This window comes from Hydrogenophaga sp. GW101-3F08 (assembly GCF_059424585.1).
Genome location: NZ_JBWKZP010000003.1, coordinates 363,946 through 387,614, shown reverse-complemented (window position 1 = coordinate 387,614; position 23,669 = coordinate 363,946). Strand labels below are relative to the sequence as shown.

The 23,669-nt window shown below is 68.3% G+C and carries 22 protein-coding genes; 10 read left to right on the top strand and 12 right to left on the bottom strand.

All coding sequences use genetic code 11. The annotated features are described in order from the left end of the window. The first annotated feature begins 2 nt into the window (after positions 1–2). Genes AC07YZ_RS11255 through AC07YZ_RS11215 form a run of 9 tightly spaced genes read left to right on the top strand, consistent with a single transcriptional unit; the run spans position 3 to position 8,192 of the window. The gene (locus AC07YZ_RS11255; RefSeq protein WP_494794792.1) at positions 3–1,178 is read left to right on the top strand and encodes an alpha/beta hydrolase family protein; all 1,176 of its coding nucleotides are present in this window, start codon (positions 3–5) and stop codon (positions 1,176–1,178) included. 29 nt (positions 1,179–1,207) lie between these two features. Next, on the top strand, positions 1,208–2,158 hold the full coding sequence (locus tag AC07YZ_RS11250; RefSeq protein ID WP_494794791.1) for a VOC family protein: 951 nt from the start codon (positions 1,208–1,210) through the stop codon (positions 2,156–2,158). Positions 2,159–2,171: 13 nt separating this feature from the next. Beyond that, on the top strand, positions 2,172–2,522 hold the full coding sequence (locus tag AC07YZ_RS11245) for a Rieske (2Fe-2S) protein (RefSeq protein ID WP_494794899.1): 351 nt from the start codon (positions 2,172–2,174) through the stop codon (positions 2,520–2,522). After that, on the top strand, positions 2,519–3,643 hold the full coding sequence (locus AC07YZ_RS11240; protein WP_226491326.1) for an FAD-dependent oxidoreductase: 1,125 nt from the start codon (positions 2,519–2,521) through the stop codon (positions 3,641–3,643). Before AC07YZ_RS11245 ends, AC07YZ_RS11240 begins: the two co-directional genes overlap by 4 nt. A 12-nt stretch (positions 3,644–3,655) precedes the next feature. Continuing rightward, positions 3,656–4,810, top strand: coding sequence for an MFS transporter (locus tag AC07YZ_RS11235; RefSeq protein ID WP_494794790.1), 1,155 nt, complete (start codon positions 3,656–3,658; stop codon positions 4,808–4,810). Continuing rightward, a complete protein-coding gene (locus tag AC07YZ_RS11230; protein ID WP_494794789.1) occupies positions 4,807–5,610 on the top strand; it encodes a cyclase family protein in 804 nt (267 codons plus the stop codon). The genes AC07YZ_RS11235 and AC07YZ_RS11230 overlap by 4 nt, the downstream gene beginning before the upstream one ends. Beyond that, on the top strand, positions 5,607–6,185 hold the full coding sequence (locus AC07YZ_RS11225) for a cupin domain-containing protein (RefSeq protein ID WP_494794788.1): 579 nt from the start codon (positions 5,607–5,609) through the stop codon (positions 6,183–6,185). The genes AC07YZ_RS11230 and AC07YZ_RS11225 overlap by 4 nt, the downstream gene beginning before the upstream one ends. A gap of 30 nt (positions 6,186–6,215) precedes the next feature. Then, entirely contained in the window at positions 6,216–7,217 is a 1,002-nt protein-coding gene (locus AC07YZ_RS11220; RefSeq protein ID WP_494794787.1) for a fumarylacetoacetate hydrolase family protein, read from the top strand. A 15-nt stretch (positions 7,218–7,232) separates the two neighbouring features. Then, on the top strand, positions 7,233–8,192 hold the full coding sequence (locus AC07YZ_RS11215) for an NAD-dependent epimerase/dehydratase family protein (protein ID WP_494794786.1): 960 nt from the start codon (positions 7,233–7,235) through the stop codon (positions 8,190–8,192). A gap of 3 nt (positions 8,193–8,195) precedes the next feature. Here AC07YZ_RS11215 and AC07YZ_RS11210 read toward each other — a convergent pair whose 3' ends face one another. The 6 genes from AC07YZ_RS11210 to AC07YZ_RS11185 form a co-directional block, all read right to left on the bottom strand. Continuing rightward, positions 8,196–8,588: a RidA family protein gene (locus tag AC07YZ_RS11210; RefSeq protein WP_494794785.1), complete on the bottom strand. Its 393-nt coding sequence runs from the start codon at positions 8,586–8,588 to the stop codon at positions 8,196–8,198. A gap of 178 nt (positions 8,589–8,766) precedes the next feature. Beyond that, on the bottom strand, positions 8,767–10,410 hold the full coding sequence (locus AC07YZ_RS11205) for an AMP-binding protein (RefSeq protein WP_494794784.1): 1,644 nt from the start codon (positions 10,408–10,410) through the stop codon (positions 8,767–8,769). Between the two features lie 136 nt (positions 10,411–10,546). Then, positions 10,547–11,749 carry an acyl-CoA dehydrogenase family protein gene (locus AC07YZ_RS11200; protein WP_494794783.1) on the bottom strand — a complete coding sequence of 401 codons (1,203 nt, stop codon included), beginning with the start codon at positions 11,747–11,749 and terminating at the stop codon, positions 10,547–10,549. Positions 11,750–11,839: 90 nt separating this feature from the next. Beyond that, positions 11,840–12,694, bottom strand: coding sequence for an enoyl-CoA hydratase family protein (locus AC07YZ_RS11195; RefSeq protein WP_494794782.1), 855 nt, complete (start codon positions 12,692–12,694; stop codon positions 11,840–11,842). Positions 12,695–12,699: 5 nt separating this feature from the next. Next, complete coding sequence (locus tag AC07YZ_RS11190; protein WP_226491336.1) at positions 12,700–13,200, bottom strand: MarR family winged helix-turn-helix transcriptional regulator; 501 nt, start codon at positions 13,198–13,200, stop codon at positions 12,700–12,702. Next, on the bottom strand, positions 13,197–15,704 hold the full coding sequence (locus tag AC07YZ_RS11185) for a bifunctional salicylyl-CoA 5-hydroxylase/oxidoreductase (protein WP_494794781.1): 2,508 nt from the start codon (positions 15,702–15,704) through the stop codon (positions 13,197–13,199). The genes AC07YZ_RS11190 and AC07YZ_RS11185 overlap by 4 nt, the downstream gene beginning before the upstream one ends. A 188-nt stretch (positions 15,705–15,892) precedes the next feature. Here AC07YZ_RS11185 and AC07YZ_RS11180 point away from each other — a divergent pair, with 188 nt between their 5' ends. Then, a complete protein-coding gene (locus AC07YZ_RS11180; RefSeq protein WP_494794780.1) occupies positions 15,893–16,219 on the top strand; it encodes a DUF1840 domain-containing protein in 327 nt (108 codons plus the stop codon). A 235-nt stretch (positions 16,220–16,454) separates the two neighbouring features. Here AC07YZ_RS11180 and AC07YZ_RS11175 read toward each other — a convergent pair whose 3' ends face one another. From AC07YZ_RS11175 to AC07YZ_RS11150, 6 genes are all read right to left on the bottom strand, one after another. Next, positions 16,455–17,438, bottom strand: a complete 984-nt coding sequence (locus AC07YZ_RS11175) for a tripartite tricarboxylate transporter substrate-binding protein (protein WP_226491339.1) — start codon at positions 17,436–17,438, stop codon at positions 16,455–16,457. 134 nt (positions 17,439–17,572) lie between these two features. Further along, positions 17,573–18,826, bottom strand: coding sequence for a phenylacetate--CoA ligase family protein (locus AC07YZ_RS11170; RefSeq protein WP_494794779.1), 1,254 nt, complete (start codon positions 18,824–18,826; stop codon positions 17,573–17,575). 123 nt (positions 18,827–18,949) lie between these two features. Next, entirely contained in the window at positions 18,950–19,762 is an 813-nt protein-coding gene (locus tag AC07YZ_RS11165) for an ABC transporter ATP-binding protein (protein WP_494794778.1), read from the bottom strand. A gap of 220 nt (positions 19,763–19,982) precedes the next feature. Beyond that, positions 19,983–21,320, bottom strand: a complete 1,338-nt coding sequence (locus AC07YZ_RS11160; RefSeq protein ID WP_494794777.1) for an ABC transporter substrate-binding protein — start codon at positions 21,318–21,320, stop codon at positions 19,983–19,985. Between the two features lie 201 nt (positions 21,321–21,521). Next, positions 21,522–22,598, bottom strand: a complete 1,077-nt coding sequence (locus AC07YZ_RS11155; protein WP_226491342.1) for a branched-chain amino acid ABC transporter permease — start codon at positions 22,596–22,598, stop codon at positions 21,522–21,524. A 33-nt stretch (positions 22,599–22,631) separates the two neighbouring features. Continuing rightward, positions 22,632–23,561: a branched-chain amino acid ABC transporter permease gene (locus AC07YZ_RS11150; protein WP_226491343.1), complete on the bottom strand. Its 930-nt coding sequence runs from the start codon at positions 23,559–23,561 to the stop codon at positions 22,632–22,634. Positions 23,562–23,669 lie beyond the last annotated feature (108 nt).

Here is a 23,669-nt window from a genome sequence, read left to right as displayed (position 1 = left end):
CCATGTTCAAGTACTTTCCCACCAACTACGTCTGGAACCTCTCGGTCGATCTCGCGATCGAGATGGGCGCGCGCATCGGCGAGATCGAGCAGATGTGTGCCCCCTTGCAGGAGGCCGCCAAGGCGCCCGACGCTGCGGGCACCGCGGCCTTCCGCGAGACCTGGGTGAGCATGGCCGACCGGCTCTGCGGCCTGGCCGAAGAGGACGAGGCCAAGGGCCGTTTGTTGTCCGCTGGCGAAAAATACCGCCGCGCGGCCAGCTACCTGATCACCGCCGAGCGCCTGCAGGCGCACAACGCACCCGGCCGCATGGCGATCTACCGCCGCGAACTCGACCTGTTCCTCAAAGGTTCCCAGCTGATGGGCGACCCGGTCCAGCGGGTCGAGATCCCGTATGAGGGTCAGCACCTCTCGGCCCTCTACACCCCCGCTGACAACCTCCAGCCCGGCGAACGCGCTCCGGTCCTGGTGCAGCTCAACGGCCTCGATTCGACCAAGGAGATGAAGCACCTGGTCGGCCTGCCGCTGTGGCTGGCCAAGCGCGGCATCTCGTCGCTGGTGGTGGACCAGCCCGGCACCGGCGAGGCGCTGCGCCTGCAGGGACTGACCGCGCGCTTCGACACCGAACACTGGGCCAGCCGCGTGGTCGACTGGCTGGAGCAGCACCCCGCCGTGGACCCCAAGCGCATCGGCTGCGAAGGCGTGTCGCTGGGCGGCTACTACTGCCCACGCGCCGTGGCCATGGAGCCGCGTTTTGCCTGCGGCGTGGCCTGGGGCGCCAACCACGACTGGCGCGACGTGCAGAAGCGCCGGCTGGAGAAAGAGGGCGACTTCCCGGTGCCGCATTACTGGGCCCACGTGTGCTGGGTCTGGGGCGCCAAGGACGTCGACGACTTCATGCGCATCGCCGAAGACGTGCACCTGGACGGCGTGGTCGAGAAGATCAAGGTGCCGTTCCTGGTGACGCACGGTGAGAAGGACTCGCAGATCCCGCTGAAGTGGGCGCACCGCACCTATGAGCAACTGGTCAACAGCCCCAGGCGCGAACTCAAGGTTTTCACCGAGCGCGAAGGTGGCGCGCAACACGCCAGTTTCGACAACAGCATCAACGCCGGCCACTACATCGCCGACTGGGTGGCCGAAGCCCTGGGTGGCCGCACGGCCTGCAACACGGTATGAACCATCACACAGCAAGAAGGGAAACCCACATGAACATCATCGGACTCGACGCCCTGGTCTTTGGCGTGGACGATCTCGCCGCCTGCCGCCAGTACCTCATCGACTACGGCCTGCGCGATGCTGGCCACGGCCGCTTCGAAGCCCTCGACGGCACAGCCGTGGTCATCCGCGCCAAGGACGACCCGACCCTGCCGCCCAGCCTGGGCACCGCCAGCCTGCTGCGCGAAACCGTCTACGGCGTGGCCGATGAGGCCACGCTGCAGGCGATCGCCACCGAGCTGTCGCGCGACCGCGCGGTGACGCACGAGGACGGTGTGGTGCGCTCGCACGACGACATGGGCTTTGCGCTGGCCTTTCAGGTCAGCGTGCGCCGCCCGCTGGACCTGCCCGCCGAAACCGTGAACGCGCCGGGGGCACCGGTGCAGCGGCCGGCCAACGCCGTCGGCGTGGACCCCAACGCGCCGGCCCTGCCGCGCACGCTGTCGCACGTGGTCTATTTCGTGCCGGACGTGGCCCAGGCGGAAGCGTTCTACGTCAAGCGCCTGGGCTTCGTCTGCACCGATCGCTTCACCGGCGTCGGCCCCTTCCTGCGCCCCGCCGGTACGCTGGAACACCACACCTTCTTCATGATCCAGACCCCGCCCTTCATGAAAGGCTGCGAACACTTCACCTTTCACATGGGCGGCCCCACCGAGCTGATGCTGGCCGGCGCGCGTTTCGTCGAGAAGGGTTACCAGAGCTTCTGGGGGCCGGGGCGCCACAAGTTCGGCAGCAACTGGTTCTGGTACTTCAACTCGCCGCTGGGCTGCCACATCGAGTACGACGCCGACATGGATCTGCACGACGACAGCTGGGCCGAACGCGAAGTGCCCATGAGCGCCGACGCCTCGCAGCTGTTCCTGTTCCAGCACCGCGAAAACTGGGCGCCGTCGGGCCCGCCGCCTGGTGTTGGCAAGCCCGCAGTCGGCGCGGAGCACTGAGGCGATGGCCACCATGCGGCTGTGCCACCTGAGCGAGCTGCCCGAGGGCGCGGCGCGGGGCTTTGACCCGCAGCGCAGCGGGCAGGACTCGCTGTTCATCGTGCGCCAGGGCGAACGGCTGTTCGCCTGGGCCGACCGCTGCCCGCACCACGGCACGCCCATGGCCTGGCGCAAGGACGCCTACCTCAACGCCACGGGCGACCGCATCGTCTGTGGCGCGCACGGTGCGCAATTTGCCATCGACACCGGACTGTGCACACTGGGTCCCTGTCTGGGGGATTCGCTCACGCCGGCCCCTTTGCTGATTCACAACAACGGCGAGGTGCACCTCGCCCACAACCCCCGTCAGGAGACAACAACATGAACCCCTCGCGCATCCTCATCATCGGCGGCGGCTTTTCCGGCATGTCGGCCGCCATCCAGTTGCGCCGGCAAGGCCATGAGGTCGACCTCGTCGAGATCGATCCTGGCTGGCGCAGCTACGGCGCCGGCATCAGCCTGGGCGGCGCGACCCTGCGCGCCTTTCGCACGCTCGGCATCCTGGAAGCCTTCCTGGAGCAGGGCAGCGCCACCGACGGCGTGCACCTGTGCCTGCCCCACGGCCCCAAGGTGGCCGAGCTGCCCACGCCGCGCATCGCCGGGGCCGATGTGCCCGGTGGCGGTGGCATCATGCGGCCGGTGCTGGCGCGCATCCTGGCTGAGGCCACGCGGGCCTCGGGCGCGAACGTGTTTCTGGGTTGCAGCTTCACCACCATCGATCAGGACGCCGACGGTGTGGACGTCGGCTTCACCGACGGCCAGCGGCGCCGCTACGACCTGGTGATCGGTGCCGATGGCCTGTATTCGAAAGTGCGCGAGACCCTGTTCCCGCAGGCGCCCCAGCCGCGGTACAGCGGGCAGGCCGTGTGGCGCGCCGTGCTGCCGCGCCCGCCCGAAATCGAAACCGCCACCATGTGGATGGGCCCGCGCATCAAACCCGGTGTGAACCCGGTGTCGAAGACGGAGATGTACCTCTTCGTCACCGAGCCGCGCCCCACCAACGACCACGTCGACCCCGCCAGCTTCGCCGAGCACCTGCGCGGCCTGCTGGCCGACTTCCCCGCGCCCGTGCTGCAGGCCATTCGCGAGCAGATCGGCCCCGACTCGCAGATCGTCTACCGCCCGCTCGAAGGCCTGCTGATGCCGCGCCCCTGGTTCAGCGGCCGCGTGGTGCTGATCGGCGACACGGTGCACGCCACCACGCCCCACCTGGCCTCGGGCGCCTGCATCGGCATCGAAGACGCGCTGGTGCTGGCCGAAGAGCTGGGCCGGGCAGCCGAGGTGGGCGAGGCCCTGGCCGCGTTCGAGGCCCGGCGCTGGGAGCGCTGCCGCATGGTGGTGCAGAACTCGGCCCGCCTGGGCGAGATCGAGGTCGCTGGCGGCGACAAGGAAGAACACGCCCGCATCATGCGCGAGTCGCTGATGGCGCTGGCGCAACCCATCTGACCAGGAGATGCCATGAACCCCCGTTCCACAAGCACGTTCGGCCATGTGGCCCTGATCGTGGCGCACTGTGCCGGCATGGTCGATCTGGTGGCGCTGCCGGTCTGGGTCGGCACACTCATCCAGCACTACCAGCTCGACCCGCAGCAGGCCGGCGGCCTGGCCACGCTGTTCCTGATCGGCGCGGTGGTCTCCAGCGTCTTCCTGGCCTCGCGTTTCCAGCGCGTGAAGGGGCGTTGGGTGGCGGCCGGCGGTTATGCGCTGGCGGCCGCCTGCTTCGGCACGCTGTCGCAGCCGCAGGACACCACCACCATGGCGGTATTGCACGCGGTCGGTGGCCTGGCCGCCGGGGCCGCGCTGAGCGTCACCCACGGCACCATCGCGCGCAGTGTCAACCCACACCTGAAGTTCGCCATCGTGGGCATCGGCCTGGGGGTGTTCGCGGTGCTGTTCCTCGGCGCCTCACCCAAGGTGATCGAGGCGGCCGGTGGCTTCGTGCTGTTCGCCATCTTTGGTGCGGTGATGCTGCTGGCTTCGTTGGTCTGCGCGGCAGGCTTTCCCGAGCCCGAGCGCGAGGCCACGGCGGTGGACGCACCGGTCGCGCACATTCCCCGCGCGGTCTGGTTCGGCATCGTGGGCATCAGCGCCATGGCCCTGGTGCAGTCGATGACCTTCAGTTTCCTGGAGCGTGTCGGGTCGGACCGTGGCTACAGCCTGACCCTGATCACGGGCGTGCTGGTGGTGTTGGGCATGGTGAACCTGCTGCCCGCGGCGCTGGCCGCGATGCTGGAAAAACGCTGGCATGCGCGCCGCGTGCTGCTGGCCGGCCCGGTGATCCAGGCGCTGCTGGCGGCGGTGATCATGAACGCGCCCAGCTTCTACGCCTACGCCGCATCGGCCTCGGTGTTCGCCGCCGTGATGATCTTCACCCACACCTTCGCCTTCGGCCTGATGGCGCGGCTCGAACCCAGTGGGCGCGCGATGGCCGCCACGCCCGCGATGTTGATGGTCGGCGCGGCCATCGGGCCGGTGCTGGGGGGCACGCTGGTGAAGTCGGCCGGCTACGGCAGCCTGGGTCTGGCGGCGGTGTTGATTGGTGGTCTGGCCGTCTATTGCATGTCCCGCCTGCCGGGGCAGGCACCTGCGGTCCTGACCCGGGCTCCCGCATGAAGCCGCAACGCCGTTTCGTCGACCTCTCCATCTACCTGGAGAACGACGTGCTGTCGGACCCGCCGCCGCTGGCGCCGAAGATCACCTACCAGAAGCACGCCGACACGTTGCCCGAGTTCATGGCCATGATCCCGGGCACCCAGCCCGAGGACTACCCCGATGGCGAGGCCGCGGCCGCCGAGTGGGTGACGCTCACCACACACAACGGCACCCACCTCGATGCGCCCTGGCACTTCCATTCCACGCAAGACGCGAAGAACGGCGGCAGCCGGCCTTCGATCACCATCGACCAAGTGCCGCTCGAATGGTGCTTCCAGCCGGGTGTGAAGCTGGACTTCCGGCACTTCCCGGACGGCTACGTGGCCACCGCCGCCGACGTCGAGGCCGAGTTGCAGCGCATCGGCCACACGCTGGAGCCGCTGGACATCGTGGTGGTCAACACCCGCGCCGGCAGCCGCTACGGCCACAGCGACTACCTGGGCGCCGGCTGCGGCATGGGCTACGAGGCCACCATGTACCTGCTGGAGCGCGGCGTGCGCCTGACCGGCACCGACGCCTGGAGCTGGGACGCGCCGTTCTCGTACACCGCCCAGCGCGTGGCCGAGACCGGCAACAAGGCCCTGATCTGGGAAGGCCACAAGGCGGGCCGCGACATCGGCTACTGCCACCTGGAGAAGCTGCACAACCTTGAAGCCTTGCCGGCCACGGGTTTCACCATCAGCTGTTTTCCACACAAGATCCGCGGCGCCTCGGCCGGCTGGACGCGTGCGGTCGCCATCTTTGAGGACGGAACCCCATGAGCTTTCCCCCGATCCACCGCGTCGTCACCGGCCACGATGCCGACGGCAAGGCCATCGTCGCGAGCAGCGGCCCGCTGCCCACCGTGGTCGAGATCGCCGCGATCCCGGGCACGGTGTTCCACGAGGTCTGGAGCACCGCCGCCACCCCGACCCCGGTGGACAACGGCGCCGACCCGACGTTGGGCCCGCTGATGCTGCCGCCGCCCCAGCAAGGCACCCGCATGCGCTTCGTCGACATCCCGCCCGACACGGCCGAGTTCCTGGCCCAGGGCGCCGGGAAGATGAAGGACGCCTTCAGCCAGATCGGCGACGAGAAAGCTTCGACCGTGAAGGCCCATTCGCCGCACCCGCTGATGCACCGCACCGAGAGCGTGGACTACGGCGTCGTGATCGAGGGCGAATTGACCCTGGTGCTCGACGACAGCGAAGTGCAGCTCAGGCCCGGCAGCGTGGTCGTGCAGCGCGGCAGCAACCACGCCTGGGCCAACCGCTCGGGCAAGCCCTGCCGCATGCTGTTCGTGTTGGTCGATGGCGCCTACGAGCCGTCGCTGGCCGCTGCGCTGGCCACGCGCTGACAGCCCCCTCCATTCCCGGAAACACCCCCCATGAAGTTCGCCACCCTCAAAGACGGCTCGCTGGACGGCCGCCTCGTCCTGGTCTCGCGCGACGGGCAGCGCGCCGTGCGCGCCGGTGCCGTCGCACCCAGCCTGATCGAAGCCCTGCGGCGCTGGGAACAAGTCCAGCTGCCGCTGTCCGATCTGTCCGAGTCGCTCAACGCCGGCAGCGCGCCCGGCGCTTTCGACTTCGACCCGACCGCCTGTGCGGCACCCTTGCCGCGTGGCCCGCAGTGGCTCGACGCCTCGGCCTTCCTGAACCACGGCCGCCTGATGGAGCAGGCCTTCAACACGCCGCCCATCCCGCTGTTCGACAGCGTGCCGGTGATGTACCAGGGCGCCAGCGACGACTTCCTCGGGCCGATCGACGACGTGCCTTTGCCCAGCGAGGCCGACGGCATCGACTTCGAGGGCGAGTTCGGCGTGGTCACCGGGCCGGTGCCCATGGGTGTGTCGCCCGAAGCGGCGCTGGCCTGTGTGCGCCTGGTGGTGCAGATCAACGACTGGAGCCTGCGCGCGCTGGGCCCGCACGAAATGAAAGCCGGCTTCGGCTTCCTGCAGGCCAAGCCCTCCACCGCCTTTGCGCCGGTGGCCGTCACGCCCGACGAACTGGGCGGCGCCTGGTGCGACGGCCGGGTGCAGATGCGGCTGCAGGTGCAATGGAACGGCGAGCGTTTTGGCGAGCCGCACGGCGGCGAGATGAATTTCCACTTCGGCCAGCTCATCGCCCACGCGGCGCGCACACGGCGGCTCACGGCCGGCAGCATCGTCGGCTCGGGCACGGTCTCCAACGTGTCGCGCGCGGCGGGTTCGGCCTGCATCGCCGAGCGGCGCGTGATCGAGAAGATCGACCAGGGCGAGATCCGCACCGGCTTCATGCGCTTCGGCGACCGCGTGCGCATGCAGGCCCGCTTCGACGGTGGTGGGGACGGACCGTTTGGCGTGATCGACCAGCGCGTGGTCGCGATGGTCGCCGCTGCCCACCCCGCCTGAGCGGATGGGGACGCCATGCACGTGCTGATCACCGGCGCGGCCGGTTTCCTGGGGCGCGCTCTGGCGCAGCGCCTGGTGCCGGGCAGCCCGTTGGGCGGGCGCACCGTCGGCCAGCTCACGCTGATGGACCAGGCCTTCGCGCGCGCGGCGGGCGAGGGCGTGCGCCAGCTGGCGCTCGACATGGGTGACGCGACGGCGTTGCGTGCGGCGCTGGCCGAGCGGCCGCCCATCGACCTGCTGTTCCACCTCGCCAGCATTCCCGGTGGCACGGCCGAACAGCACCACGAGCTGGCGCGCCGCGTCAACCTGGACGCCACCCAGACCCTGCTGGAACAGGGGCGGCAGCAGGTGGTGCGGGGCGGGGCGGCCCCGGTGTTCGTGTTCGCCAGCTCCATCGCCGTCTTCGGCACCCTGCCCGCCGAGGTGGACGACGACACGCCCGCGCGGCCACAGCTGAGCTACGGGGCGCACAAACTGGTGGGCGAGGTGCTGATCAACGACTTCAGCCGCCGCGGCTGGGTGGACGGGCGCGCCCTGCGCATCCCCGGCGTGCTGGCCCGCCCACCCGAACGCACCGGACAACTCTCGGCCTTCCTGAGCGACCTGATCCGCGAGCTGGCAGCGGACCGTCCCTTCGTCTGTCCCACCTCGCCCGGGGCCACCACCTGGGCCTCCTCGTTGCCTTGCGTGGTGGAACAGCTGCTGCACGCCGCCCGCTTCGACCCGGCCCTGACCGGCGGCGAGCGCGTGCTGACCCTGCCCACGCTGCGTTTTGCCATGGCCGAACTGGCGCAGGCGGTCGGCCGCGTGCACGGCACGCCCGCGGACGATCTCGTGCGCTGGGCGCCCGATGCCCGCATCGAGGCCCTGTTCGGCCGCTTTCCCCCGCTGCGCACGGCCCGCGCGGATGCCGCGGGCTTCCGCCGCGATGCCGACCTGGAGGCGCTGGTGCGTGGAGCGCTGGTTTCGGCCTGATCCTCAGTCCGGCAGCACGGCGGTGACCTCGATCTCCACCTGGGCCCGGGCCTCCACCAGGGCCGCGACCTGCACGCAGGTCATGGCCGGGAAGTGTTTGCCCATTACCTCGCGGTACACGCCGCCGAGTTCGCGCAGCCGTGCGTTGTATTCGACCCGGTCCACGATGTACCAGGTCATGCGCACCATGTGCTCGGGGCCGGCGCCGGCGCAGGCCAGCACCTCGCGGATGTTGAGCAGGGTCTGGCGGGTCTGTGCGATGAAGTCGTCGCTCTCGAACTGCTGGGCGCCGTTCCAGCCGATCTGGCCACCGACGAAGACCATCGTGCCGCGCGCGGCGACGCCGTTGGCGTAACCCTTGGGGGCGGCCCAGCCGGGAGGTTGCAGGTGTTTCATGTGAGAGCCGTCATTCAAAGATAAAAGCAAGGGTGATGGACGCTGCCAGCCAACTCGCGAGCGCCACAGCCCAACCCAGGGACACCGAGGGTCCGGCTCCGCCGGCCCCAGGTGTCGCCCCCCTCCAAGCCGAAGGCGCCAGAGAGGGGGGTGGCGCCGTGAGGCGACGCGGGGGGTGTCATGTACTGGCCTGCTGGCGCAGCGCGAAGCGCTGCAGCTTGCCGGTTTCGGTGCGCGGCAGCTTGTCCACGAAGACCACGTCGCGCGGGTACTTGTAGGGCGCCAGGGTGTGTTTCACGTGGTCCTGCAGGGCCTTGACCTGGGCGGCGTCGGCGGCCTCGCCGGGCTTGAGCACCACGTAGGCCACGATGACCATGCCGCGTTCGTCGTCCGGGCGGCCGACCACGCCGCATTCGGCCACCGCCGGGTGCAGCAGCAGCGAGGCTTCCACCTCCGGGCCGGCCACGTTGTAGCCGGCGGTGATGATCATGTCGTCGGTGCGCGCCTGGTAGAAGAAGTAGCCATCGGCGTCCTGGCTGAAGGCGTCGCCGGGGAAGTTCCAGCCGTCCTTCACGTACTGCGCCTGGCGCGCGTCGTCCAGGTATTTGCAGCCGGTGGGGCCGGCCACGGCGAGCCGCCCGACCTGGCCCGGCGGCAGTTCCTGCCCGTTCTCGTCCACGATCTTCGCCCGGTAGCCGGGTACCACCTGGCCGATCGCACCGCGGCGCACCGCCTCGGGCGGCGAGGAGATGAAGATGTGGAACATCTCGGTGGCGCCGATGCCGTCGAGCATCTCCAGCCCGCTGGCCTCTTTCCAGAGCTGGCGGGTGGCGTCGGGCAGGCCCTCGCCCGCGCTCACGCTGATGCGCAGTTTCCCGACGCCGTGCTGCTTGGCGAACGCGGCCATCTGGCGGTAGAAGGTGGGCGCGGTGTAGCAGATGGTGGCGCCCACCTGGCCAATGAGCTTGACCATGGCTTCGGGCGTGTAGGGAATGCTCGGGAAATACACCGAGGCCCCTGCCCACATGGGGAACACCAGCAGGCCGCCCAGGCCGAAAGTGAAGGCCAGCGGGGGCGAGCCCATCACGATGTCGTCCGGCGTGGCGCGCAGCACGTGGCGCGGCCAGGTCTCGCAGGCGGCGAGCACGTCGCGGTGGGTGTGCACGGCGGCCTTCGGGCGGCCGGTGGTGCCCGAGGTGAAGGCCAGCAGGGCGATGTCGTCGGCGCTGGTGGGGCAGGGCGTGGCCTGGTCGCTGGCGTGTTTGGCGAGTGCTTCGAGCGAGTCGGTGATCACCACAGCCGCGTCGCCGGTGTTGAACAGCCGCAGCGGCAGCCTTGCCGTTTCCGGACGCTGTGCCAGGGCCGCCTTGAGTTCGTCCTGCAGCTTCACGTCGCACAGCGCGGCGGAGGGGAGGGCTTTGTCGATGACGGCCTTGAGCTCGGTGGCGCGCAGCAACGGCATGGTGGCCACCGCGATCAGACCGCTTTGCACCACGGCCAGCCAGGCCAGCGCCATGGCGATGGAGTTGCCGCCGCGCAGCAGCACCCGGTTGCCGGGCACCAGACCCATGTCGCGCGTGAGCACGTTGGCGATACGGTTGACCTCGGCCCGGGCCTGCGCGTAGCTCAGCGTGCGCTCGTCGCTGCGCAGGAACGGCCGGTCGGCGTGGCCGCGGGTCACCGCGCGATCGAACAGCGCCTGCACCACGTTGAGCTGCGCGGGGATCTGTTGCAGCTCAGGCAGCTCGTGGCGCAGCTCGGGCCACTGTTCGGGTGGCGGCAAGCGGTCGTGGACGAACCGATCAAGTTGAGCGGATGGCATGGGGAACTCCTTCTCTCTCAGTCTGCATGGACGACCGGCGCGACATGCCCAAACCCGGGAATGCCACGGAACCGGCTTTGCCGGGCCGTAGGCATTGCCCCCTTGAGGGGGTCGCGCGCAGCGCGGCGGGGGTGTTTCATCTCAAAGCCTGTTTGCCAAGGATCAGCAGCTGCACCTCGCTCGCACCCTCGTAAATGCGCAGCGAGCGGATGTCGCGGTACAGGTGTTCGATGGGCTGGCCCACCTGCACGCCGCGCCCGCCGAACATCTGCAGCGCCATGTCGATCACGCGCTGCGCGTTTTCGGTGGCGGTGAGTTTGGCGCTGGCCGCGGCGGCCGTGTAGGCCGGTGTGCCCGCGCCGTGGGTGCTGCTGCGGTCGCGCATCCAGGCGGCGCGGTAGGTGAGCATGGCCGCGGCGTCGATCAGGGCGCTCATCTCGCCCAGCCGGGCCTGGGTGAGCTGGAAATCGGCCAGGGTCTGGCCGAACATCTTGCGCGTCTTGGCGTGGGCCACGGCCTCGGCGAAGGCGCGGCGCGCCATGCCCAGCGCGGCGGCGGCCACCGAGGCGCGGAAGATGTCCAGCGTCTGCATGGCCAGCTTGAAACCGCCGTTGACGCTGCCCACCAGGGCATCGCTGCCGATGTGGCAGTCGGTGAACGTGAGCGTGGCCAGCGGGTGCGGCGCCATCACCTGGATGTGCGCGCTGCTGTCCAGGCCCGGGGCGTCGGCGTTGACGACGAAGGCGCTGATGCCGCGTGCGCCGGCGTCCGGCTCGGTCTTGGCGAACACCACGTAGAAGTCGGCCATGCCGCCGTTGCTGATCCAGGTCTTCTGGCCGTTCAGCGTCCAGCCGGTGGGCGTTGGGGTGGCGCGCAGCGCCATCGCCGCCACGTCCGAGCCGGCCTCGGGCTCGCTCAGCGCAAAGGCCGCGATCTGGTCGCCGCGGGCCACGGCCGGCAGGCGGTGCGCCTGCTGTGCGGCTGTGCCCGCAAGCGTGATGGCGCCGCTGCCCAGGCCCTGCATGGCGAAGGCGAAGTCGGCCAGCGGGGAGTGGTAGGCCAGGGTCTCGCGCAGGATCACCAGCGCGCGCGAGTCCAGCCCGGGCAGGGCGCCGCCGTGGTCCTCGGGCACGCAGTAGCGCAGCCAGCCGGCGGCGCCCAGGCGTCGCACCCAGTCTTTGCAGGCGGCGCGGTCGTCGGACTCGTCCACCCGTTGTTCGCGCGCCCAGGCCACGAGGCCGTTGGCCAGCGCGCGGTGCGCGTCGTCGAAGAAGGGCAGTTCGAGGTGCGCGGTCGGCGCCAGCGCGCCGTGCGGGTGGGGGTGCTCGAAGGCGACCATTCAGGACTCCCGCCGGGCCGTCCCAAGGGAGGCCAGCGCCCCCTTGGGGGGCAGTGAATACACGAAGTGATGAGCGTGGGGGCACATGGTTCAATCCCCTTCAAAGGCTGGGCGCTGCTTGGCCGCAAACGCCTCGTACGCGCGCCGGAAGTCCTGCGTCTGCATGCAGATGGCCTGGGCCTGGGCTTCGGCTTCGATGGCCTGGTCCAGCGTCATGGCCCATTCCTGGTGCAGCATGGTCTTGGTCATGCCGTGCGCGAAGGTGGGGCCTTGCGCGAGCTGGGCCGCGAGCTTGTGGGCCGCGGGCAGCAGCGCGGCGCTCTCGTGTAGCGCGTTGAAGAAGCCCCAGGCCTGCCCTTCGGCGGCGCTCATGGCTCGGCCGGTGAACAGCAGTTCGCTCGCGCGGCCCTGGCCGATCATGCGCGGCAGCAGGGCGCAGGCGCCCATGTCGGCACCGGCCAGGCCGACGCGGGTGAACAGGAAGGCCACGGTGGCGGCGGGTGTGCCCAGGCGCAGGTCCGAGGCCAGCGCCATCATGGCGCCGGCCCCCGCGCACACGCCGTCCAGCGCGGCCACGATGGGCTGCGGGCAGGCGCGCATGGCGCTGACCAGCGCGCCCGTCATGCGGGTGAAGGCCAGCAGCTCGGGCATGCTCATCTTCGTGAGCGGGCCGATGATCTCGTGCACGTCGCCGCCGGAGCAGAAGTTGTCGCCCGCGCCGGTGAGCACCACGGCCTTGATGTCGGTGGCGCGCTGCAGGGCCAGGAACCAGTCGCGCAGCTCGGCGTAGGAATCAAACGTCAGCGGGTTCTTGCGCTCGGGCCGGTTGAGCGTGACGGTGGCCACGCCGTCGGAAACGCTGAGGGCAAAGTGCTTGGGCGGGTTGCCGGCCATGGCGGCGTACTGGCCGCGCATGGGGTTGTGGTCGGGGATGGGGTGTTTCATGGTCTTTACTCGCTGGTTTCATCCACGCGTTGATTGATGTCGAGCTGGTGTTGTTTGACCTTGCCCAGCAGCTTGTGCAACTGATCGAGATCGCGTGGGCTCAGGCCCTCGAAAGCCTCCACGATCCACTGCTCGTGCTGCGTGGCCATGTGCTCGAACGCACTGCGCCCCTCGGGCGTGAGCCGCACCAGGAAGGCGCGGCGGTCGCCTTCGACGCCGACGCGCTCCACCAGGCCCTCGGCCACCAGCTGGTCGGTGATGCCGGTGACGTTGCCGCCCGTGACCATGAGCCGGTGCGACAGCTCCTTCATCTTCAGGCCCTCGGGGTGGCGCTCCAGCTGGGCCATGAGGTCGAAGCGCGGCAGCGTGGTGTCGAACTGCTCACGCAGCCCGGCGCGCACGCGCTTTTCGATCAGTTGCGAACAGGTCAGCAGCCGCAACCACAGGCGCAGCGACTGCGCGTGTTCGCTGTGGGCGCGGGCTTCGAGGTCGAGCGGAATGTTCATGCGGTTTCCTCGGGGGCGGCCTGGGCCACGGGGTTGGCCGCCTGCAGGCTTTGCTGGCGCGCGATCTCACGGTAGAGCTGGTCGCGCCCGCTTTCGTAGGGGCGCGGCCATTCGATGGCGCGGGTCTGCAGCTTGGCCGCTTCGTGCAGCGTCCAGGCCGGGTCGGCCAGGTGGGCCCGGGCCACGGCGCAGAGGTCGGCGCGGCCGGCGCCGATGATGCTGTTGGCGTGGTCGGCCTCGGTGATGGCGCCCACGGCCATGGTCAGGATGCCGGCCTCGTTGCGCACGCGGTCGGCGAACGGCGTCTGGTACATGCGGCCGTAGACCGGCTTGGCCTGGCGCGTGGTCTGGCCCGAGGACACGTCGATCACGTCGCAGCCGGCGGCCTTGAACAGCCGCGCGATGGCCACGGCGTCGTCGGGCGTATTGCCTCCGGGCGCCCAGTCGTGTGCCGAGATGCGCACGCTCATGGGTTTGTCGGCGGGCCACGCGGCGCGCACGGCGCTGAACACTTCGAGTGGGTAGCGGCAGCGGTTGTCCAGCGAGCCGCCGTAGTCGTCGGTGCGCTGGTTGGTGAGCGGGCAGATGAAGGCCGAGAGCAGGTAGCCGTGCGCGCAGTGCAGCTCGAGCCAGTCGAAACCCACGGCGGCGGCGCGCCGGGTGGACTCGACGAAGGCCGCCGTCATGGCGTCCATGTCGGCGCGGGTCATGGCGCGCGGCACCTGGTTCTGTGGCCCGTAGGGCAGGGCGCTGGCCGAGAGCAGCGGCCAGTTGGGCGAGCTGTCGGGCCGCCCGCCGGGCGAGGGCAGCGGCTCGTCGATCTGATCCCAGCCGAGTTGCGTGGAGCCCTTGGGGCCGCTGTGGCCGAGCTGCAGGCCGATCCTGGCGCTGCTGCGGGTGTGCACGAAATCGACGATGCGGCGCAGCGCGGCCTCCTGCGCGTCGTTCCACAGGCCGGTGCAGCCCGGGGTGATGCGGCCTTCGGGCGTGGGGCTGGTCATCTCCACCATCACCAGCGCCGCACCGCCCAGGGCGCGCGCGCCCAGATGCACCAGGTGGTAGTCGCCCGCCACACCGTCGGTGGCGCTGTACTGCGCCATGGGCGAGACGACGATGCGGTTCTTCAGCGTGAGGCCGCGCACGGTCAGCGGCAGCAGCATGGGTGGTGTGGGGTGCCGTGCCGCGCGATCCGGCGCCGGGCCGCCCCAAGCCGGATCAGCCCCCGGGACCGGCAAGGACAGGGTCCCTTCCCCGTCCTGGGGCAGCGACCCGCGCAGCGGCGGAGCGTGGGGGTTATGAGCCTCCAGCCAGGCCTCGTAACCTTCGAGCCACTGCGGGTCGCGCAGGCGCAGGTTTTCGTGGCTGATGCGCTGGCTTCGGGTGAGCAGCGAGTAGGCGAACTGCTGAATGTCCATGCCGGTGTAGCGGTCCACGTTCTCGAACCACTCGGTGGAGTTGCGCGCCGCGTTCTGGATCTTCAGCACCTCCACGCTGCGGCGCGCTTCGTAGCCCCGCAGCACCTCGGCCATGTCGGCGTTGGCGTGGCGCGTGAATTCGTCGGCCAGGTCGATCGCGTCTTCCAGCGCGAGCTTGGTGCCGCTGCCGATGGAGAAGTGGGCCGTGTGGGCCGCGTCGCCCATCAGAACGATGGGCGTGAGCTTGCCTGAGATGTCTTGCCAATGCACCCATGTGTTGCAGATCACACGCGGGAAGCGGATCCAGTTGGCCGAGCCGCGCAGGTGTTTGGCGTTGCTGATGAGCGCGTTGCCATCGAGGTATTTCGCGAACAGCTTTTCGCAAAAGGCCACGCCGTCTTCCTGGCTCATCTGTTCGATGCCGTGGGCCTGCCACACGTCCTCCGGGGTCTCGACGATGAAGGTCGAGGTCTCGCCATCGAACTTGTAGGCGTGCGCCTGGAACCAGCCGTGTTCGGTCTGTTCGAAGGCGAAGGTGAAGGCGTCAAAGGTCTTCTGGGTGCCGAGCCAGACGAAGCGGCACTTGCGGGTGTCGATGTCGGGCTGGTAGGTGGCCTCGTAGCGCGTGCGAATGCGGCTGTTCAGGCCGTCGCTGGCGATCACCAGGTCGGCGTTGTACTGTGCGGCAAGCGCCTGGTCGTCGGTCACGTCGGTCTCGAACACCAGGTCCACGCCCAGCGCCAGGCAGCGCTCCTGCAGGATGTTGAGCAGGCGCTTGCGACCGATGCCGATGAAGCCGTGGCCGCTGGAGCGCACGCGCCCGCCCTTGTAGAAGACCTCGATGTCGTCCCAGTGGTTGAAGGCGTCGGCCATCTGCCGGGCCGATTCCGGGTCGGCCACTTTCAGGTTCTGCAGCGTCTGGTCGGAGAACACCACGCCCCAGCCGAAGGTGTCGAACGGTCGGTTGCGCTCGACCACCGTGACGGTGAGCGAAGGGTCGCGCCGCTTCATGAGCAGGGCGAAATACAGGCCCGCGGGGCCACCACCGATGCACAGGATGCGCCGCAGCGCGGGAATGGAGGTGTTCATGCCTAATTAGTTTAGACATGAAATATATCGCGCCAACCGGGAAAACCCGTAGTCCGTTGCCCGGCGGTTTCGCTACAACCGAGGTGTGAGCACCGGCACCGGGACCCCGCGCACGGGCTGGTGGTTCTACCGGATGCGGCGGCGGGGGTTTGGTGGAGAATGGGTTCACTGACACCAAGGAGAGCATCATGTCCCTGTACCGATTCAAATCCCGGGAAACCGGCGACCTGGTGATGCTGCAGCCGCACGGCAAGCGCATGCTCGAAATCCTGGGCAAGGACCCGGGCAATCCGGGCATCGTGTCGCCCGAGCAGATGTCGGGGGCCGTGCAGGCGCTGCGCGACGCCGTGGCGCACGAAGAGGCCGAACACAAACGCCTGATCGAAGAGGCCGCGGCCCGGGGCGAGCCGCCCCCCGAATTCGACCCGGTGAGCCTGCGCATGCGCAGCGCGCCTTTCATCGAGATGCTGCAGCGCTGCGAGAAGGCGGGTGTCGAGGTGGTGTGGGGCGTCTGAGCGCCGGCACACCGGCCGAGTTCAACCCCCGTGTGAACCGCTCAAAGCAATGCAGCCCGCGTCGGCGGGCTGCAATTCGGTGATGGAATCGACCACCCGGATCGGGATCATGTCGCCCCTCGCCTCACCGGCGCGCGGGCCTTGACCCAGTGGATGCCGTGGAACCGGCTCCGCCGGGCCACTGGCATCGTCCCCTTGAGGGGACGGCGCAGAGCGCCGCAGGGGTGGGTCGCGTTCAGTCCGCGAACTGGCCGGCCGCCTCGATGGCGGTCTTGAGCTTGGTGATCTCACCGGCCACGTAGGCCTTGTGACCGGCCGGGGTCACCCGGTTGTCGTTCACCACCATGGCGCCCAGCGCTTCCTGGCGCTTGATGAACTCGGGGTCCTTCAGCGCGACGATCAGGGCGTCGTTGAGCTTCTTGGTCACGTCGGCCGGCGTGCCCTTGGGGGCGTACATGGCGTGCCAGATGGTCAGGTTGAAGCCCTTCAGGCCCATTTCCTGCAGCGAGGGGTAGTCCTTGAGCAGCTTGTGGTTGGACAGCGGCTTGGCCGTGGTCACGGCGAAGGCCTTGACGCGGCCGGCTTCGATCTGGCTGGTGGTGTTGGTGGTCTGGTCGCACATCACGTCCACCTGGCCGCCGATCAGGTCGTTCATGGCCGGGCCCGTGCCACGGTAGGCGATGGTGGTCATGGACTTGTCCAGCTTCACGGCCGATTGCCACATCAGCCCGCACAGGTGCGAAGCGGAACCGAGGCCGGCGTGCGCCAGGTTGAGCTTGCCGCCGTTGGCGCGGATGTAGTTCTCGAAGTCGCGGTAGGTCTTGGCCGGCAGCTTGGGCGCGCCCAGCAGGGTCATGGGCACGTCGTTGATCATGCCCAGGTATTCGAAATCTTCCAGCGGCTTGAACTGCTGCTTGCGGTACAGGCTGGTGGTGGCGGCCATGCCGATGTGCCAAACGAGCAGGGTGTGGCCGTCGGGCGTGGCGCGCGCGACCTTGGTGGCGCCGATGGTGCCGCCGGCACCGGCGGCGTTTTCCACCACCACGGTGGCGCCGCCCAGGGGCTTGCGCATGGCTTCGGCGAGCTGGCGGGCGACCAGATCGGTGGGACCGCCGGCAGCGAAGGGCACCACCAGGGTGATGGGCTTGCTGGGGAAGTCCTGGGCGAAGGCGCCCGACGAGACGGCAGCGGTCAAGGCAAAGGCCAGGATCTTGTTCATGCAAATGCTCCTATGGGTTGAATATTCGACGCTGAATCGTAGTCCCTGGGCGCGGGGCAGAAATCGCGGGAAGTACGTATCCAGCACTCGGGGGAAACCCTGTGTTTGAGCGATGTCATGGCCGGTCAGGCGGACTACCGATAACTGCGCGCGTCCTCGATCACCTTGCCGTCGTTGGGCAGGCTGCCCGGGCTCACCAACTGGATCTCGCCGCGCAGCTTGGTGACGTCGCGCACCACCGCTTCCAGCTGCTCCCGCAGACCGTCGGTGCTGTCCGTGGTCTCGACCAGCAGGCTCATCCGGTCGTTGGCCATTTCGCCGCTGACCACCAGCCGGGCTTTGCCCACCTGGGGGAAACGACGCACGATCTCGGCCACCTGCGAAGGGTGCACGAACATGCCCTTGATCTTGGTGGTCTGGTCGGCGCGCCCCATCCAGCCCTTGATGCGCGGCGCGGTGCGCCCGGTGGGGCAGGTGCCGCTCAAGATGGCGGACAGGTCGCCGGTGCCGAAGCGGATCAGCGGGTAGGCCGGGTTCAGGCTGGTGACCACGAGCTCGCCCACCTCGCCCTCGGGCACCGGGTCGCCCGTGCCCGGGCGCACGATCTCGACGATCACACCCTCTTCGAGCACCAGGCCCTGGCGCGCGCTGGTCTCGTAGGCCACCAGGCCGAGGTCGGCGGTGGCGTAGGTCTGGTACACGTCCACACCCTGTTCCTTGAACCAGGCCGTCAGGCTCGGCGGGCAGGCCTCGCCACCGACCGAGGCCTTGTTCAGGCTGCGGATGTCGGCGCCGCTCTCGGCCGCTTTCTCCAGCAGGATGCGCAGGAAGCTGGGCGTGCCGGTGTAGCCGTCGGGCTTGAGCGCCAGCATGGCGTCGAGCTGCTGTTCGGTCTGGCCGGTGCCGGCCGGGAACACGGTGCAGCCCACCGCGTGCGCGCCCGACTCCAGGATGAAGGCGCCGGGCGTCATGTGGTAGCTGAAGCTGTTGTGCACCAGATCGCCCGCGCGAAAGCCGGCGGCAAACAGGGCGCGGCCGGCGCGCCAGTAGTCCTTGGTGGCGCCTTCGGGTTCGTAGATCGGGCCCGGCGAGGCGAACACCCGCGGCATCGCGGGGCCACGCAGCAGGGTCGAAAACCCCCCAAAGGCGTCGCCGCCCGCGGCGCGCGATGCCTTTTGCATGTCCAGCAGTTCGTGCTTGCGGGTCACCGGCAGGCGCGCAAGCGCTTCCCGGCTGTTCACGCCGGCCGCGTCCACCCCCTTCAGCAGCTCGGCAAACGCGGCGCTGTTCGCCTGCGCATGCGCGACCTGCACCGGCAGCGCCGCCATCTGCGCCGCCTCACGCTCGTCGGGGGAGCGGGTTTCCAGAGCATCGAAGAATTTGGACATGGCAGTAGCGACAAAAGTTGGAGGGAGGTGTCTTCAATCGAGAACGCGGTGGAACCGGCTTCGCCGGGCCACTCGCGTTGCCCCCTTGAGGGGGTGACGCCGAAGGCGGCGCGGGGGTGCTCGCTACGCGAGCCACCTTTTTCTGCGCTTGTAGCTCTTCACATCCTTGAACGACTTGCGCTCGCCGCCGCCCATACCGAGGTAGAACTCTTTCACGTCTTCGTTGTTGCGCAGATCCGAGGCCAGACCATCCATCACGATGCGGCCCGATTCCATGATGTAGCCGTAGTCGGCGTAGCGCAGCGCCATGTTGGTGTTCTGCTCGGCCAGCAGGAAGGTGACCTTCTCTTTGGTGTTGAGGTCCTTCACGATCTCGAACACCTCTTCCACGATCTGCGGCGCCAGGCCCATCGAGGGCTCGTCGAGCAGCATCACGCTGGGGTTGGTCATGAGCGCGCGGCCGATGGCGCACATCTGCTGCTCGCCGCCCGAGGTGTAGGCCGCCTGCGATGTGCGGCGCGTCTTCAGGCGCGGGAAGTAGTTGTAGACCTTCTCCAGGTTCGCAGCGATCTCGCCCTTGTCGGTGCGGGTGTAGGAGCCGATGAGCAGGTTTTCCTCGATGGTCAGGTGGGCAAAACAATGCCGCCCCTCCATCACCTGCACCACGCCGCGGTTCACCAGATCGGCCGGCGTGAGGTTTTCGATGCGGTCGCCGCGCAGCTCGATGCTGCCTTTGGTGACCTCGCCACGCTCGGCCTTGAGCAGGTTGGAGATGGCGCGCAGCGTGGTCGTCTTGCCCGCGCCGTTGCCACCCAGCACGGCGGCGATCTTGCCTTCGGGCACGTTGAGCGAAACGCCTTTCAACACCAGGATCACATGGTTGTAGATGACCTCGATGCCGTTGACGTTGAGAACGATGTTGGGAGTGGTGCTCATGGTGTGTTCCTCGTGAACCATTCACAAGACGCGGCGTGCCGGTCTTGTGGATGGCGGCTGGCGAACCAGCCGCGATCACTTTTCAACCTATCCGCCGCGAGTGAGGTGACCCATCCGAGGATGCCGCCGGGCCGGCTTTGCCGGACGGCTGGCATCGCCCCCTTGAGGGGGTCGCGCGAAGCGCGGCGGGGGTGGGTCAATTCATGCGGCGGGGGTGGGCTTAGCTCTGGCAGTCTTGACCAGTGCGTCGGGTCAGCTTCTTCTCGGCGGCGTACTTGTCGGCCGCGGCCTTGACCATGGGCTTGATGATCTGTTCATCGGCCTGGTACCAGTCGCTGCTGAACGCCCACTTGCTGCCGTCCCAGGTGTGGATGCGGGCCCAGGCCGCACCCATGTGGTCCTGGCAGCTGGTGGAGATCGGGCGCATCACGCCCTTGAAGCCCAGCGCGTCGAGCTTGGCCTGCGTGAGGTTGAGGTTTTCATAGCCCCAGCGCGCCTGTTCGCCCGTCATCACCTTGCCCTTGCCATACTTCTCCTGCGCAGCACGAACACCCTCCACCGCGAACATCGCGCTCATGAGACCACGCATGTAGAGCACCTGGCCCACTTCTTCCTTGGGCCCCGTGCCCTCGCCCTTGGCGTGCACCTTGTCCAGGATCTCCTTGACCACGGCCGAGCCGGTTTCGGTTCCGTGCTGCATGGTGATGGCGTTGTAGCCCTTGGCGCCCGCGCCCACGTCCTTCACGTCGGGCTCGGCGCCGGCCCACCACACGCCGTACATCTTCTCGCGCGGGTAGCCGGTGGCCTGCGCTTCCTTCAGCGCGGTGGAGTTCATCACACCCCAGCCCCAGTTGAGCACGTAGTCGGGGCGGTTCTGGCGGATCTGCAGCCAGGTGGCCTTCTGTTCCACACCGGGGTGGGTCACGGGCAGCAGGCTCAGCGAAAAGCCGTGCATGGCGGCGCGTTCCTGCAGCAATGGGATCGGCTCCTTGCCGTAGGGGCTGTCGTGGTAGACCAGCGCGATCTTCTTGCCCTTGAGCTTGTCGTAGCCGCCTTCCTTCTTGGCGATGTGCTGGATCAGCACATCGGCCGCCACCCAGTAGGTGCCGGCAATCGGGAAGTTCCACTTGAACACGCCGCCGTCGGCCGACTCGCTGCGGCCATAGCCGGCGGTGATCAGCGGGATCTTGTCGCTCGGGGCCTTTTCGGTCAGGGCAAAGGTGATGCCGGTGGACAGCGGCTGGAACACCGTGGCGCCGCCGTTCTTGCCCTTCAGGCGCTCGTAGCATTCCACGCCGCGGTCGGTGGCGTAGCCGGTTTCGCACTCCTCGAACGAGACCTTCACCCCGTTGACGCCGCCGCGCGCGTTGGTGAGCTTGAGGTAGTCGGCGTAGCCGTTGGCGAAGGGCACGCCGTTGGGCGCGTAGGCGCCGGTGCGGTACACCAGTGAGGGAAAGAACTGCTCCTTGGCCTGGGCCATGGCAGCCGTCGGGACCACGGCACCCGACAGGGCGGCACAGGCCAGTGACACGGAGAGAACCAGATTACGCATTTTCATCACTTGTCTCCTATAGGAACGTTCAAACACACACACGCAAGAAACCATTGAAACGCAGCAATACCGTCCGGTCGGCCCTGCCAGCAACTTGCCGGGTGAGGGGATGTCCTCCCAGCACACCGCAGAACCGGCTTTGCCGGGCTGCAGGTGTGGTCCCCCTTCCAGGGGGAAGACGCGAAGCGGCGCAGGGGGTCGTCATATTCAGTGCGGGAAGGGCCAGAGGCGAAGTTTCTGTTTGCCGATGCTCCAGAGCTTGGCCAGCCCGTGCGGCTCCACGATCAGGAACCACACGATCAGGGCGCCGAACACCATGAACTCCGTGTGGGACACGGCGGCGGTGGAAATCTCCACGCCGAGCAGCGCGCCCAGGGCGGGCAGGAACTGGTTCAAGAAAATGGGCAGCACCACGATGAAGGCCGCGCCGAAGAAGCTGCCCATGATGGAACCCATGCCGCCGATGATCACCATGAAGAGCAGCTGGAACGAGCGGTCGATGGAGAAGGCCGCAGGCTCCCACGAACCCAGGTGCACGAAGCCCCACAGGCCGCCGGCCACGCCCACGATGAACGAGCTGACCGCGAAGGCGCTGAGCTTGGCGTACATGGGGCGGATGCCGATCACCGCGGCGGCCACGTCCATGTCGCGGATCGCCATCCACTCGCGGCCGATGGCCGAGCGCACCAGGTTTTTCGCCAGCAGTGCGAACACCACCAGGAATGCCAGGCAGAACAGGTACTTCTGCAGCGGCGTTTCGATGGACAGGCCGAACACCTGCAGGTTGGACACCGAGACCGAGCCCGAGGCGTTGTTGTTGGTGAACCAGCCGATGCGCAGGAACGCCCAGTCGCAGAAGAACTGCGCCGCCAGCGTGGCCACCGCGAGGTACAGCCCCTTCACCCGCAGGCTGGGGATGCCGAAGAACATGCCCACCAGCGTGGCGAAGAAACCGCCCGAGAGCAGGGCGATGATCAGTGGCATGCCCTCGATGCGGATGTAGGTGTTGTAGGCCATGTAGGCGCCCACCGCCATGAAGGCACCCGAGCCCAGCGAGATCTGCCCGCAGTAGCCCACCAGGATGTTCACGCCCAGCGCGGCCAGCGCCAGGATCAGGAACGGGATCAGGATGGCGCGGAACAGGTACTCGTCGGCCAGCATCGGCACGCCGATGAAGGCGAAGGCGATCAGCACGAGGATGGCCCAGCGGTCCTGCGCGATCGGGAAGATCTGCTGGTCGGCGCGGTAGGAGGTCTTGAATTGACCGTTTTCACGATAGAACATGGTGCGAGCCCTTTCTTTGTTTTCGTTGTGCGGTCACACGCGGTCAATAATTTTTTCGCCGAACAAGCCTTGCGGCCGGAACAGCAGGAACACCAGCGCCAGCACGTACGCAAACCAGATCTCGATGCCGCCGCCCACGTAGGGGCCGAGGTAGACCTCGGAGAGCTTCTCGCCCACGCCGATGATCAGGCCGCCGATGATGGCGCCGGGTACCGAGGTGAGGCCGCCCAGGATGATCACGGGCAGGGCGCGCAGCGCCACCGTGGTCAGCGAAAACTGCACACCCAGCTTGGAGCCCCAGATGATCCCGGCCACCAGCGCGGTGATGCCGGCCACGAACCACACGATCACCCAGATGCGGTTGAGCGGGATGCCGATGGACTGCGCCGCCTGGTGGTCGTCGGCCACCGCGCGCAGGGCGCGGCCGGTGCCGGTCTTCTGGAAGAACAGCGAGAGCACGGCCACCAGCAGCGCGGCCACGCAGGCGGCGTACACGTCTTCCAGGTTGACCAGCACGCCGCCTTCGAAGGTGCCCTCGAACAGGAACACCGGGTCCTTGGGCATGCCCACGTCGATCTGGTAGATGTCCGAGCCGAAGAGCGTCTGGCCCAGGCCGTCGATGAAGTAGGTGATGCCCAGCGTGGCCATGAGCAGGGTCACGCCCTCCTGGTTCACCAGATGGCGCAACACCAGGCGCTCGATCAGCCAGGCCAGCGCGAACATGAGCACCGCCGCCAGCGCGAAGGCCAGCACGTTGCCGATCAACTTGCTCTCCAGGCCCAGCCATTGCGGGATCCAGGCGGAGAAGCGGGCCATGGCCAGCGCCGCGAACAGCACCATCGCGCCTTGGGCGAAGTTGAACACGCCCGAGGCCTTGAAGATCAGCACGAAGCCCAGCGCCACCAGCGAATACAGCATGCCGGCCATGAGGCCGCCGAGCAAAGTTTCAAGAAAAAAAGCCATGACTTATCTCTCCCCCGTTGCTTGCTCGCTGCGCGTAGCCGCATCCCCCCTCAAGGGGGCGGCGCTGGCAGCCCGGCAGAGCCGGTTCTGCGGCGCCCTGGGTTGGCG

Excerpts from the sequence above, each read along its gene's own strand:
- AC07YZ_RS11255 (WP_494794792.1), top strand. The coding sequence starts at position 3 with ATGTTCAAGTACTTTCCCACCAACTACGTCTGGAACCTCTCGGTCGAT.
- AC07YZ_RS11250 (WP_494794791.1), top strand. The coding sequence starts at position 1,208 with ATGAACATCATCGGACTCGACGCCCTGGTCTTTGGCGTGGACGATCTC.
- AC07YZ_RS11245 (WP_494794899.1), top strand. The coding sequence starts at position 2,172 with ATGCGGCTGTGCCACCTGAGCGAGCTGCCCGAGGGCGCGGCGCGGGGC.
- AC07YZ_RS11240 (WP_226491326.1), top strand. The coding sequence starts at position 2,519 with ATGAACCCCTCGCGCATCCTCATCATCGGCGGCGGCTTTTCCGGCATG.
- AC07YZ_RS11235 (WP_494794790.1), top strand. The coding sequence starts at position 3,656 with ATGAACCCCCGTTCCACAAGCACGTTCGGCCATGTGGCCCTGATCGTG.
- AC07YZ_RS11230 (WP_494794789.1), top strand. The coding sequence starts at position 4,807 with ATGAAGCCGCAACGCCGTTTCGTCGACCTCTCCATCTACCTGGAGAAC.
- AC07YZ_RS11225 (WP_494794788.1), top strand. The coding sequence starts at position 5,607 with ATGAGCTTTCCCCCGATCCACCGCGTCGTCACCGGCCACGATGCCGAC.
- AC07YZ_RS11220 (WP_494794787.1), top strand. The coding sequence starts at position 6,216 with ATGAAGTTCGCCACCCTCAAAGACGGCTCGCTGGACGGCCGCCTCGTC.
- AC07YZ_RS11215 (WP_494794786.1), top strand. The coding sequence starts at position 7,233 with ATGCACGTGCTGATCACCGGCGCGGCCGGTTTCCTGGGGCGCGCTCTG.
- AC07YZ_RS11210 (WP_494794785.1), bottom strand. The coding sequence starts at position 8,588 with ATGAAACACCTGCAACCTCCCGGCTGGGCCGCCCCCAAGGGTTACGCC.
- AC07YZ_RS11205 (WP_494794784.1), bottom strand. The coding sequence starts at position 10,410 with ATGCCATCCGCTCAACTTGATCGGTTCGTCCACGACCGCTTGCCGCCA.
- AC07YZ_RS11200 (WP_494794783.1), bottom strand. The coding sequence starts at position 11,749 with ATGGTCGCCTTCGAGCACCCCCACCCGCACGGCGCGCTGGCGCCGACC.
- AC07YZ_RS11195 (WP_494794782.1), bottom strand. The coding sequence starts at position 12,694 with ATGAAACACCCCATCCCCGACCACAACCCCATGCGCGGCCAGTACGCC.
- AC07YZ_RS11190 (WP_226491336.1), bottom strand. The coding sequence starts at position 13,200 with ATGAACATTCCGCTCGACCTCGAAGCCCGCGCCCACAGCGAACACGCG.
- AC07YZ_RS11185 (WP_494794781.1), bottom strand. The coding sequence starts at position 15,704 with ATGAACACCTCCATTCCCGCGCTGCGGCGCATCCTGTGCATCGGTGGT.
- AC07YZ_RS11180 (WP_494794780.1), top strand. The coding sequence starts at position 15,893 with ATGTCCCTGTACCGATTCAAATCCCGGGAAACCGGCGACCTGGTGATG.
- AC07YZ_RS11175 (WP_226491339.1), bottom strand. The coding sequence starts at position 17,438 with ATGAACAAGATCCTGGCCTTTGCCTTGACCGCTGCCGTCTCGTCGGGC.
- AC07YZ_RS11170 (WP_494794779.1), bottom strand. The coding sequence starts at position 18,826 with ATGTCCAAATTCTTCGATGCTCTGGAAACCCGCTCCCCCGACGAGCGT.
- AC07YZ_RS11165 (WP_494794778.1), bottom strand. The coding sequence starts at position 19,762 with ATGAGCACCACTCCCAACATCGTTCTCAACGTCAACGGCATCGAGGTC.
- AC07YZ_RS11160 (WP_494794777.1), bottom strand. The coding sequence starts at position 21,320 with ATGAAAATGCGTAATCTGGTTCTCTCCGTGTCACTGGCCTGTGCCGCC.
- AC07YZ_RS11155 (WP_226491342.1), bottom strand. The coding sequence starts at position 22,598 with ATGTTCTATCGTGAAAACGGTCAATTCAAGACCTCCTACCGCGCCGAC.
- AC07YZ_RS11150 (WP_226491343.1), bottom strand. The coding sequence starts at position 23,561 with ATGGCTTTTTTTCTTGAAACTTTGCTCGGCGGCCTCATGGCCGGCATG.